Genomic DNA, 11,843 nt, shown 5'->3' with positions numbered 1-11,843 from the left:
GCTTGCAGAGAGCCCCGCAAGAACTTGCCGGTGGGCTAAAGTGCCGCCATGCGCGCTCGACTGTCCGACATCGCCCAGCAGGCCGAAGTCAGCGAGGCCACGGTGTCGCGGGTGCTCAACGACCGCCCCGGCGTGGCCCCGGAGACCCGGCAGGCCGTCCTCACCGCCCTCGACGTGCTCGGTTACGAGCGCCCGGCCCGGCTGCGCAAGCGCAGCGCCGGACTGGTCGGCCTGGTGGTGCCGGAGCTGGACAACCCGATCTTCCCCGCCTTCGCCCAGGTCATCGAGTCGACCCTGGCGCAGAGTGGGTTCACACCGGTGCTCTGCACGCAGACCGCCGGCGGCGTCACCGAGGACGAGTACGTGGAGATGCTGCTGGACCGGCAGGTCTCCGGCATCGTCTTCGTGTCCGGCCTGCACGCCGACACCGCCGCCAACCACGACCGCTACCGGGCGCTGATCGCCCGGCCGCTGCCGGTCGTGATGATCAACGGGTACGTGCCGGGCATCGGCGCGCCCTTCGTCTCCTGCGACGACCGGGAGGCCGCCGAGCTGGCCGTGGCCCACCTCGTCGCACTCGGACACCGGCGGATCGGCCTGATCACCGGCCCGGACCGGTTCGTCCCGGTGCAGCGCAAGGTGGCCGGCTGGCGTGCCGCGATGACCCGGTTGGCCGGCGTCGCCGAGGCCGATCTCGGCCCGCTCGCCGAGCTGTCGCTGTTTGGTGTGGAGGGTGGCGAGGCGGCGGCCGGCCGGCTGCTGGACCGGGGCGTGACCGGCGTGGTCTGCGGCTCGGACCTGATGGCGCTCGGCGCGGTCCGGGCGGCACGCCAACGGGGCCTGACCGTTCCGGGCGATCTCTCCGTCGTCGGGTACGACGACTCGCCGTTGATGGCCTTCACCGACCCGCCGCTGACCACCATGCGCCAACCGGTGATCGCGATGGCGGTGGCCGCGGTCCGGGCCCTGGTGGACGAGATCAACGGGCACGGCGCACCGCACTCCGAGTACCTGTTCCGCCCGGAGCTGGTGGTGCGCGGCTCGACCGCGGTCGCCCCGGCCGACGCCCGCCACGGCGCGGGCGGGTCGAACCGGCGCCGGGGCGGCTCGTCGGCGCTCGCCGTCTCGGCCTGACCGCCGGCCCGCCCGTCTGGTGGGACACCAGGGGCCGAACTGCGGCCGCATCGGGCCGCCATTCCTTGCGCAAGAACTGCTTGACTCTTGCAGCGCTTGGCCGGCATATTGCTGAGACACCCGCGCGGGCCGCCGGCCGCACCGCAACGGGTGCCACCGCGCCGGCCCGACACAGACGGGGAACGCCAACCGATGACCGCCAGCACCACCACCCCGCACCGCACCGCCGACGACGACTGGTGGCGCGCCGCGGTCGTCTACCAGGTGTACGTCCGCAGCTTCGCCGACAGCGACGGCGACGGTGTCGGTGACCTCCAGGGCATCCGGCAACGCCTGCCGTACCTAACGACCTCGGGGTGGACGCGCTCTGGCTGACCCCCTTCTACACGTCCCCGATGGTCGACGGCGGCTACGACGTCGCCGACTACCGCGACGTGGACCCGATGTTCGGCACCCTCGCCGACTTCGACGCGATGATCACCGACGCGCACGCCCTCGGCCTGCGGATCATCGTCGACCTGGTGCCCAACCACACGTCCAGCGCGCACCGCTGGTTCGTCGACGCCCTCGCCGCCGGCCCCGGCTCACCGGAGCGGGCCCGCTACCTCTTCGCCGACGGCAGGGGCGCGCACGGTGAGCTGCCGCCGAACGACTGGGAGAGCATCTTCGGCGGGCCGGCCTGGACCCGCGTCGCCGACGGCCAGTGGTACCTGCACCTGTTCGACCCGGCCCAGCCGGACCTGAACTGGCGCCACCCGGAGGTCCGCGCCGAGTTCGAGGACGTGCTGCGGTTCTGGCTGGACCGGGGCGTGGACGGTTTCCGGATCGACGTGGCCCACGGCATGATCAAGGCCGAAGGGCTGCCGGACGTCGGCTTCGGCATCCTGACCACCGGCCAGCGCCAGGTGGAACTGCTCGGCAGGGGCCGGCTGCCCTACTTCGACCAGGACGAGGTGCACGAGATCTACCGCGCCTGGCGACCCATCCTGGACAGCTACCCCGGCGGCCGGATGGCGGTCGCCGAGGCGTGGGCCGAGACCCCGCAACGGCTCGCCCGCTACATCGGCCCGGACGAACTGCACCAGGCGTTCAGCTTCGACTTCCTCGACGCCACCTGGTCGGCCGACTCGTTCCGCAAGGTGATCGACACCGCGCTGGCCGAGGCGGCGGTGGTCGGCGCACCGACCACCTGGGTGCTGTCCAACCATGACAAACAGCGCCACGTCACCCGCTACGGCGACGGCCCCGAAGGGCTGCGTCGGGCCCGCGCGGCCAGCCTGCTGATGCTCGCCCTGCCCGGTTGCGCGTACCTCTACCAGGGCGAGGAACTGGGCCTGCCCGAGGTGCTCGACCTCCCCGACGAGCTGCGCCAGGACCCCGCGTTCCTGCGCACCGGCGAGAGCCGCGACGGCTGCCGGGTGCCGATCCCGTGGACCGGTGAGCTGGCGCCGTACGGCTTCGGGCCGGCCGGCAGCGAGTTGAGCTGGCTGCCCGCACCCTCCACCTGGCAGGCCCTGTCCGTTGCCACGCAGACCGGCGTGCCCGGCTCGACGCTGGAGCTGTACCGGGCCGCGCTGCGCATCCGTCACGACCACCCGGCGCTGGCCGCCGACGCCGGCGGGATCACCTGGCTGGAGACCGGGCCGGGCGTGCTCGCCTTCTCCCGCGCCGCCGGCGACACCGTGCTGACCTGCGTGGTCAACCTGAGCGGGGCGCCGGTCCTGATCGACGGGTACGGCCAGCCGGTCGTCGCCAGCGCGGCGCTGACCGGGGAGGGCTCCGGCCATCTGCTGCCGGTTGACGCGGCCGTCTGGTTGGAACGCCGCTGAGCGGGTAACCCGTTCTCGACCTGGTCGTCCGTCGTGCCCCGCGCCAACGGGCGACTGGGCTACCGGCCCCTTGTGGTGGGGGGTGAGGTGGTGCCGGCGCCACGCGGAGTCCGCTCCGCGCGGCGCCGGTGTCCGTCTGCGCGGCGCTGGGTGCCGACCAGCGTCACTTCGCCGTGAGCAGCGCCGCGATCCGGGTGAAGCCGGCGCGGACCTCGGCCTCGTTCGGCGGCTCGGTGGGCTCGCCGTGGCCCGCCTCGTCGGCAGCGGCGTCCAACTCCTCGTCGATCACGTCCTCGAAGTCGCCGTACAGGTCGGCTCCCTCGACCTGACGCGCCTCGTCCTCGGCGGCGACCTGCGCGGCGGCGATCTCGCTGCGGATCTCGTCGGCCGACAGCGCCGGCAGCAGCGGCTCCACCACGGCCATCAGCTGCTCATCGGCCACCACCGCCTCGGCCAGCGCCAACGCGTGCGGTCGCTCGTACGGTCCACAGACCACGGGCTCCCACTCGTCGAGGTCACCGAGCGGACCGAAAGTGATGATCCACGGCAGGCCGAGCATCGGCGAGTCGGCCGGCAGGTCCAGTGTCATGAGTGCGCCCACCGGCTCATCATGGTCCGCAAACGCGAGTGTCGGACGCGGTTCGCGGCAGTACCGCCCGTCCGGCGGGGGTTCTCGGGCCGGTCAGCCGGGACGGGTCGCGTCCAGGGCGGCACGGACCAGGGCGAGCGCGGTGGCGGGCGGTACGCCCAGCCGGGCCGCCTCCGCCGCGTAGCCGGCCGCCGACCGGTGCAGCCGGTCGACCGCGTCGTCCCGGCCGGGCGCGACGAAGGTCCCGTTGCGCCCCCGGGTCTCCAGCAGGCCGGCCGTCTCCAACTCCCGGTACGCCCGCGCCACCGTGTTCGCGGCCAGCCGCAGGTCGGCGGCGAGCTGCCGGACGGTGGGCAGGCGGCTGCCCACCGGCAACCGGCCGTCGCCGATCAGCCCGGCGAGCTGCACCCGCACCTGCTCGTACGGGGGCACCGACGAGTCCGGGTCGACCGTGATCAGCACCTGCGCACCGTCCGCCATCAGCCCGCACCGCCCGGTGCCCCGGGGTCGGTGTCCTCGTCGAGATCCACCGGCGGGGCACCTTCCGCCAGGTCCACCACCCGCCCCTTCGTGCTGGTCGCGAGCAGCGCCGCCCCGAACAGCACCAACTGGTTGAGCAGGTAGAGGTAGAGCAGCAGACCGACCGCGCCGGCCACCACCGTGTACGCCGGGTTCCGCTCGGTGCGTACCACGTAGTACCGCCCGACCGTGTTGAGCAGCGTGATGCCGACGGCGACCAGCAGCACCACCGGGCGCAGCCGGGACCGGCTCATCCGCAGCCGGGGCACCGCGAGCAGCAGCGCGGTGGCGAGGACCGCGTTGACCAGCACGCTGAGCACGGCGCTGATCGTGGTCAGGCCGACCGACCCGGTGCTGCGCAGCAGGAAACGCAGCAACGACTCCAACGCGTCCACCGCCGCCACCGAGAGGCCGAGCAGCACGAAGACGCCGATCATCACGCCCAGGTCGACCAGCCGCCGGACCACGAGGTTGCCCGGCTGCTGGTTGAGGGCGTACATGAGCCGCTGGGAGGAGCGGATCGCCTCCACCCAACCGATGCCGGTGAAGACCAGGATGACGAGACCGACCACGCCCACGGTGCCGCTGGAGTTGGCGATCTGCTGCGCGTCCAGGAACGGCAGGTTCTCCTTCAGGAACCCGGCCGCCGCCGTACTGACCTCGTCGTTGTCCTCCAGGATCGCGCCGAAGATGGAGTACGCGACCAGAGCGAGCGCGAAGACCGCGAAGAAGCCGTAGTAGGCGATCGCCGCGGCCAGCCGCCCGGCGAGCACCTCGGCGTAGAGCGTTCCGGCGCGCCACACGTGGTCGAAGAGGCCGGATCGGCCGCGCGCGGCACTCACCCAGCGGTCGATGCCCGCCTCGATCTGGCCGATCACGTTCACGCGATCATCCTCGCCGATCTCCCACCGCCGTAGTGGCAACCGGCTTCCGATGCTCGCCGACCGGCGCGTCGCCGGCCGTTCAGTCGCCGAGCCGGAAGTCCCGACGCGGCTGCCACCGGGCCTGTCCGCTGTGCGAGAAGAGGGTGAACGCGTCGACCTCGAACATCGCCGAGAAGTCGGCGAGGTCCTCGTACGCCTTGTCCAGAGCCTCCGGCGCGACGTCCTGCGCCACGGTGACGTGCGGATGGTACGGGAAGCGGGTCTCGCGGTGCAGGCCCGGCGCGGCGGCGATGGCCGCCGCCAGCAGTTCGCACTCGCTGATCCCAGCTGCCACCGCGACGAAGACCACCTGCGTCACCGGGCGGAACGTGCCGGTGCCCCGCAGGTGCAGCGCGAACGGCAGATGCGTGGCGGCGACGCCGGCCAGGTGCTCCTCGACGGCGGGCAGGTTGGCCGTCGGGATCTCGGTCGGCCCGAGCAGCGTCACGTGCGCGGGCACCGCGAGCGGGTCACCGGCCTCGACCCGTCGCCGGGTGAGGTGGCCACCCCACGGCTCCGGGATGTCCACCGCGATGCCGATCTGGATGGTGTCGCCGGCGGGCGGCACCCCGCCACTGCGATCCACGCTCCGCGCCGCCCTCTCGGCCACCGACCCGCCCACCTGTCCCGCGGCGCTATTCGCCGCGCACCGGCGGGAAGAACCCGACCCGCTCGTACGCCGACCGCAGCGTCGGCCCCGCCACCACCCGGGCCTTCTCGGCGCCGGCGGCGAGCAGCTTGTCCAACTGCGCCGGGTCGTCGAGGTACGTGCGGGTGCGCTCCTGGATCGGTCGGACGAACTCCGCCACCACCTCGGCCAGGTCCTTCTTGAGGTCGCCGTAGCCGCGGCCGGCGTACGCGGCCACCAGCTCGTCGATGCCGCGCCCGCTGAGCGCCGAGTGGATGGTCAGCAGGTTGGACACGCCCGGCTTGGTCTCGGTGTCGAAGACGATCTCCCGGCCGGTGTCGGTCACCGCCGAGCGGATCTTCTTGGCCGAGCGGGCCGGATCGTCCAGGAGGTCGATGATGCCGGCCGGCGAGGACGACGACTTGGACATCTTCGCCGTCGGCTCCTGCAGGTCGGTGATCTTCGCGGTGTCCTTGACGATGTGCGGTGCCGGCACCGTGAACGTCGTGCCGAACAGCGAGTTGAACCGCTGGGCCAGGTCCCGGGAGAGCTCCAGGTGCTGGCGCTGGTCCTCGCCGACGGGCACCGCGTTGGCCTGGTAGAGCAGGATGTCGGCGGCCTGCAGGATCGGGTAGGTGAAGAGCCCGACGCTGGCCCTCTCGTTGCCCTGCTTCTGCGACTTGTCCTTGAACTGCGTCATCCGGCTGGCCTCGCCGAAGCCGGTGATGCAGCCGAGCACCCAGGCCAGCTGCGGGTGCTCGGGCACCTGCGACTGCACGAACAGGGTGCTGCGCTCCGGGTCGAGGCCGACCGCGAAGAGCTGGGCGGCGGCCACCCTGGTCCGCTGGCGCAGCAGCGCCGGGTCGTGCCCCGCGGTGATGGCGTGCAGGTCCACCACGCAGTAGAACGCGTCGTGGGTCTCCTGCAGGGCCACCCAGTGCCGTACCGCGCCGAGGTAGTTGCCGAGGTGGAACGAGTCGGCCGTCGGCTGGATGCCGGAGAAGACGCGGGGACGGGCGGGAACGTCGGACATGGCGATAATTCTGTCAGCAAGCAACCGGGTCCGTCATGACGGGCCGGCGGGTCGGCCGCGGCCCGCCGGTGTGGGCGTGTTGACCTCGTGCGGCTTCCCCGCGTCGACCCGGCGGGTCGGCCCGACCGAGGCCCGACGCCGCTGCCCGGCCAGCGGATCCCGCGGCTGGCCCACCCCGGGCTGGCGCGACGGCACGGCGGCGGGATCGGGCCGCTGCTCCGCGGTCCGTGCGGCGGAGACCGCGAGGCGCGCCACCCGTCGTCCGTCCAGCGCCACCACCCGCAACGACCAGCCGGCCGGTGGGTCGGGCTCGTCGACGTCGACCGGCTCACCGGGCACCGACACCTCGTCACCGGTCACCGGCAGCCGCCCCAGCGCGGCCATCACGAACCCGCCGACCGTCTCGTACGGCCCGGCGGGCAGCACCACCCCGGTCCGCTCGGCGAAGTCGGACAGGTTGAGCCGACCGTCCACCACGGTGGGCAGGCCGGCGTGCACCGGGTCCGGAGCGGCGTCGTACTCGTCGTGGATCTCGCCGATCAACTCCTCGATCAGGTCCTCCAGGGTGACGATCCCGGCGGTGCCGCCGTACTCGTCGACCACCACCGCCAGGTGCTGGCCCTCCCGGCGCATCTCGGTCAGCGCGGGCAGCACCCGTTTGCTGCCGGGCAGCCGTTTCACCTCGCGGATCAGTTCGCCGACGGTGACGCACGGGTCGACGTCCGGGCGCAGCAGCACGTCGCGCAGGTGCACGAAACCCACCACGTCGTCGTGGGTGCCGTCGGTGACCGGGTAGCGGGTGTGCGTCTCGGCGCGGACCAGCCGGGCGGCCTCGGCGATGGTCAGCCGGGCGGGCAGGAAGACCACCTCGGTGCGGGGCATCATCACCTTGCGGACGAGGCTGGCGCCGGCCACCAGAACCTCGTCGATGATCCGCCGCTCGTCCGGGTCGAGCACCGTGTTCGCTGCGACCAGGTCCCGCAGTTCGGCTTCGGAGATGCGTTCCCGGCCGGCCGCCGGACCGGCGCCGAGCAGGTCGGTGACGAGGCGGCTGGCCCCGTCGGCGGTGCGGACCAGCACGCGGGCGACGGCCCGGGCGAGCGGGCCGGGGTCGCGGCGGGGCCGCCCCCGCGCGCGTCGCCGGAGCCCGGTACGGGCCGCTTCCCGCATGACAGAGATGGTAGACACCGTTCGCCTCCCGCACCGGGATTCGCGGACGACGGACCGTCATGTGCGGGTCTGTTTAATCATGAGAGATTATGATGGAATAGTGATGGTGGCGTGGTCGGCGAGGGTGCCCGCCGCGGCCGTAGGGTGATCACCGAAGGGCCAGTCCCGGGTGGGGTCGAAACAGGAGGCAACGACGTGAAACTGCTCGTCACCGGGGGCGCCGGCTTCATCGGCAGCGTGGTGACCCGGATGCTGCTCGACGCGGGGCACGAGGTCGTCGTCCTGGACGACCTGCGCACCGGCCACCGTGAGGCACTCGCCCCCGACGCGACCCACGTCGAGGCGTCCATCCACGACGCCGCCCGGATCGTCACCCCCGACGCCGGCTTCGACGGGGTGCTGCACTTCGCCGCCCTGATCGCCGCCGGCGAGTCGATGGTCAAGCCCGAGCTGTACTGGCAGACCAACACCGTCGGCACGCTCGCCCTGATCGACGCGGTCCGGGCCGCCGGGGTGCCCCGGATGGTGTTCTCCTCCACCGCCGCCGTCTACGGCAACCCCACCGAGCTGCCCATCCCGGAGACCGCGGTCAAGGCGCCCACCAACACGTACGGCGCCACCAAACTCGCCGTCGACATGGCGCTCACCTCCGAGGCCATCGCGCACGGGCTGGCCGCCGTCTCGCTGCGCTACTTCAACGTGGCCGGCGCGCACCTCGACGGCGACGTCTCGCTCGGCGAGCGGCACGACCCGGAGACCCACCTGATCCCGATCGCGCTGGAGGTCGCCGCCGGCCGGCGGGAGAAGCTCCAGCTCTTCGGCGACGACTACCCCACCGTGGACGGCACCTGCGTCCGTGACTACATCCACGTCGCCGACCTCGCCCGCGCGCACCTGCTGGCGCTGGACGCCGCCGCCGGCGGTCAGCACCGGATCTACAACCTGGGCAACGGCAACGGCTTCACCAACCGCCAGGTGGTCGATGTGGTCCGCGAGGTCACCGGGCGACCCGTGCCGGTCGAGGTGGCCCCGCGTCGCGAGGGCGACCCCGCCGAACTCGTCGCCTCCTCCGCACTGGCCCGCGACGAGCTGGGCTGGGTGCCCGAGAAGCCGACCCTGCACGACATGGTCGGCGACGCCTGGGCCTTCTACCGCGCGCACGTCCTGGAGCAGTCATGACCAACCCCACCGGTGACGTCGCCGAGCGGGCCGCCGAGGGTTTCACCAGCCAGTACGGCGGCGACGCGGCCGGCCGCTGGGCGGCTCCCGGTCGGGTCAACCTGATCGGCGAGCACACCGACTACAACGACGGGTTCGTGCTGCCCTTCGCGCTGCCACTGCGGACCGTGGTCGCCGCCGACCGGCAGGACGGCGAGCAGTGGACGGTCTGGTCCGAGCTCTCCGGCGAGACGATCACCTTCGGCGCGGACGACGTCGCCGAGCCGGGTCGGGTCACCGGGTGGGGCGCGTACGTGGCCGGAGTGGTCTGGGCGTTGCGCGACGCGGGCCACCCGGCCCCCGGTGCCCGGCTGGCCATCGCCTCCGACGTGCCGCTGGGCGCCGGCCTGTCGTCCTCGGCCGCGCTGGAGTCGGCCGTCCTCGCCGCCCTGCTCGACCTCGGTGGGCTGGACCTGCCCGCCGAACGGCAGCCCCGGCTCGCACAGCGGGCGGAGAACGTCTACGTGGGCGCGCCGACCGGGATCATGGACCAGTCCGCCGCGATCCGCTGCCGCGCCGGGCACGCCCTCTTCCTGGACTGCCGCGACGAGTCGGTCGAGCAGATCCCCTTCGACCTGGACGCCGCCGGGTTGGCCGTGCTGGTCATCGACAGCCGGGCGCCGCACCGGCACGCCGACGGTGAGTACGCCGCCCGTCGCCGATCCTGCGAGGCGGCCGCGAAGGCGCTCGGCGTTCCCGCGCTGCGTGACGTGACCGTCGACCAACTCGACTCCGCGCTGGCCCGACTCGACGACGACGAGACCCGACGTCGGGTGCGGCACGTGGTCACCGAGGACCAGCGTGTGCTGGACACGGTGGCGCTGCTACGCGCCGGCCGCGTCCAGGACATCGGCCCGCTGCTCACGGCCTCACACGTCTCGATGCGCGACGACTTCGAGATCACCGTCCCGGAGATCGACACGGCGGTCGAGGCGGCGCTGGAGGCCGGTGCGCTCGGCGCCCGGATGACCGGCGGCGGCTTCGGCGGCTGCGTCCTGGCCCTGGTCGGGGTCGACCGCGCCGACACGGTAGCCACCGCCGTGAAAGCGGCGTACGCCGAACGCGCTTTCACCGCCCCCACCACACTCACGGTCCTCCCCTCCCCCGGAACAACCCGCCTCCCGCAACCCCCACCCCCACCCACCCCCACCCCCACCCCACCCACCGCAAGTTGATCAAGAAGTTTGCGTCAATCCGAGCCCGGATTTTGACGCAAACCTCTTGATCACCGGGGCGGGGACACGGGGGCGCGGAGCGGGGCGGGCTCGTACATGGAAGTAGTGGCCTCGGCCGTTTGCCGAGGCCACTACTTCGTGGATCGAGCGCGATCTTGGGGCAGCAGGCGGCGCGGCCGAGGCGGCACGGACTGGCGCAGCCGAGGGCCGCACGAGCGCGCGGCCCAGGCGGGGCGGACTGGCACAGCCGAGGGCCGCACGAGCGCACAGCCGACGGCGGCACGGAATGGCACGGCCGGAGGCCGCACGGGTGGGTGCCGGCTTGGGGTCAGCTGGCTTCGACGATCATGGCGGCGCCTACCGTGCGGTTGGTGGTCTCGTCGATGATGACGAAGCCGCCGGTGGTGCGGTTACGGCGGTACTCGTCGGCCAGCAGCGGCACCGTGGTCCGCAGCCGCACCCGGCCGATCTCGTTGAGCCGCAGTTCGTCCGCCGACTCGTCACGGTGCAGCGAGTTGATGTCCAGTCGGTAGTGCAGCCCGCGCACGATCGCCCGCGCCGACCGGGTGGTGTGCTTGATCGCGTACCGGCCGCCGACCCGAAGCGGGGCGGTCTCGTCCATCCAGCACACCATCGCCTCGATGTCCTGGGCCACCGCCGGAGCGTTGTTGGGACGGCAGATCAGGTCGCCCCGGGAGATGTCGATCTCGTCAGCCAGTCGTACCGTCACCGACATCGGCGGGAACGCCTCCGCGACCGGCCCGTCGGCGGTCTCCACCGCGGCGATCCGGCTGGTGAAGCCGGACGGCAGCACCATCACCTCGTCGCCCGGCTTGAGCACGCCGGAGGCGACCTGACCGGCGTAGCCGCGGTAGTCGGTGACCGTCGTGGACTGCGGTCGGATCACGTACTGCACCGGGAACCGGACGTCGACCAGGTTGCGGTCGCTGGCGATGTGCACCCGCTCCAGGTGGTGCAGCAGCGACGGGCCTTCGTACCAGGGCATGTTCTCCGAGCGGGCGACGATGTTGTCGCCGCGCAGCGCGGAGATCGGCACCACGGTCAGGTCCGGTACGTCGAGCTTCGCGGCGAACGCGGTGAACTCGTCGGCGATGCGCTCGTAGACCTCCTGCGACCAGTCGACCAGGTCCATCTTGTTGACGCACAGGACCAGGTGCGGCACCCGCAGCAGGGAGCACAGGAACGCGTGCCGGCGGGACTGCTCGACCAGGCCCTTGCGCGCGTCGACCAGGATCAACGCCAGGTCGGCGGTGGACGCCCCGGTGACCATGTTGCGGGTGTACTGGATGTGCCCGGGGGTGTCGGCGATGATGAACTTGCGCCGGGGCGTGGCGAAGTACCGGTACGCCACGTCGATGGTGATGCCCTGCTCGCGTTCGGCGCGCAGGCCGTCGGTGAGCAGCGCCAGGTTGGTGTACTCGTCGCCACGGGCCGCGCTGACCGCCTCGACCGCGGCCAACTGATCGGTGAAGAGCGACTTGGTGTCGTAGAGCAGCCGGCCGATCAGGGTCGACTTGCCGTCGTCCACGCTGCCGGCGGTCGCGAACCGCAGCAGGTCCATCGGCCGGGCCTCCGGCCCGGCCCCGGTGACAGCCCGGGCCTCC

10 protein-coding genes and 1 pseudogene are annotated in these 11,843 nt (G+C 72.5%); 4 read left to right on the top strand and 7 right to left on the bottom strand.

Annotation, left to right across the window (positions count from 1 at the left end):
- Nucleotides 1-48: 48 nt before the first annotated feature.
- Nucleotides 49-1,134 carry a LacI family DNA-binding transcriptional regulator gene (locus AB0H52_RS05225; protein WP_151489369.1) on the top strand — a complete coding sequence of 362 codons (1,086 nt, stop codon included), beginning with the start codon at nt 49-51 and terminating at the stop codon, nt 1,132-1,134.
- Between the two features lie 192 nt (nt 1,135-1,326).
- Nucleotides 1,327-2,963 (top strand): annotated as a pseudogene (locus AB0H52_RS05220) (glycoside hydrolase family 13 protein).
- A 163-nt stretch (nt 2,964-3,126) separates the two neighbouring features.
- Here the strand turns inward: AB0H52_RS05220 and AB0H52_RS05215 are convergent.
- From AB0H52_RS05215 to AB0H52_RS05190, 6 genes are all read right to left on the bottom strand, one after another.
- Nucleotides 3,127-3,564, bottom strand: a complete 438-nt coding sequence (locus AB0H52_RS05215) for a hypothetical protein (RefSeq protein ID WP_151489367.1) — start codon at nt 3,562-3,564, stop codon at nt 3,127-3,129.
- 81 nt (nt 3,565-3,645) lie between these two features.
- Nucleotides 3,646-4,032, bottom strand: coding sequence for a GntR family transcriptional regulator (locus tag AB0H52_RS05210; protein WP_151489366.1), 387 nt, complete (start codon nt 4,030-4,032; stop codon nt 3,646-3,648).
- A complete protein-coding gene (locus tag AB0H52_RS05205; RefSeq protein ID WP_151489365.1) occupies nt 4,032-4,955 on the bottom strand; it encodes a YhjD/YihY/BrkB family envelope integrity protein in 924 nt (307 codons plus the stop codon). The genes AB0H52_RS05210 and AB0H52_RS05205 overlap by 1 nt, the downstream gene beginning before the upstream one ends.
- 79 nt (nt 4,956-5,034) lie before the next feature.
- Nucleotides 5,035-5,604, bottom strand: a complete 570-nt coding sequence (locus tag AB0H52_RS05200) for a 2'-5' RNA ligase family protein (RefSeq protein ID WP_225854345.1) — start codon at nt 5,602-5,604, stop codon at nt 5,035-5,037.
- Between the two features lie 25 nt (nt 5,605-5,629).
- Nucleotides 5,630-6,655, bottom strand: a complete 1,026-nt coding sequence (trpS, locus tag AB0H52_RS05195) for a tryptophan--tRNA ligase (RefSeq protein WP_151489363.1) — start codon at nt 6,653-6,655, stop codon at nt 5,630-5,632.
- Nucleotides 6,656-6,688: 33 nt separating this feature from the next.
- Entirely contained in the window at nt 6,689-7,825 is a 1,137-nt protein-coding gene (locus AB0H52_RS05190) for a hemolysin family protein (protein WP_357945378.1), read from the bottom strand.
- Between the two features lie 195 nt (nt 7,826-8,020).
- Between AB0H52_RS05190 and galE the strand changes: the two genes are divergently transcribed.
- Together galE and galK are read left to right on the top strand one after the other, a co-directional pair.
- Nucleotides 8,021-9,004, top strand: a complete 984-nt coding sequence (galE, locus tag AB0H52_RS05185; protein ID WP_151489361.1) for a UDP-glucose 4-epimerase GalE — start codon at nt 8,021-8,023, stop codon at nt 9,002-9,004.
- Nucleotides 9,001-10,218 carry a galactokinase gene (galK, locus tag AB0H52_RS05180; RefSeq protein ID WP_357945376.1) on the top strand — a complete coding sequence of 406 codons (1,218 nt, stop codon included), beginning with the start codon at nt 9,001-9,003 and terminating at the stop codon, nt 10,216-10,218. The genes galE and galK overlap by 4 nt, the downstream gene beginning before the upstream one ends.
- Before the next feature lie 328 nt (nt 10,219-10,546).
- On the opposite strand, the gene AB0H52_RS05175 is transcribed toward galK, so the two are convergent.
- On the bottom strand, nt 10,547-11,800 hold the full coding sequence (locus AB0H52_RS05175) for a GTP-binding protein (protein WP_192580374.1): 1,254 nt from the start codon (nt 11,798-11,800) through the stop codon (nt 10,547-10,549).
- Nucleotides 11,801-11,843 lie beyond the last annotated feature (43 nt).

The organism is Micromonospora sp. NPDC050695, from assembly GCF_040654415.1.
Lineage (GTDB): Bacteria > Actinomycetota > Actinomycetes > Mycobacteriales > Micromonosporaceae > Micromonospora.
This window is presented reverse-complemented; position numbering and strand designations above follow the sequence as displayed.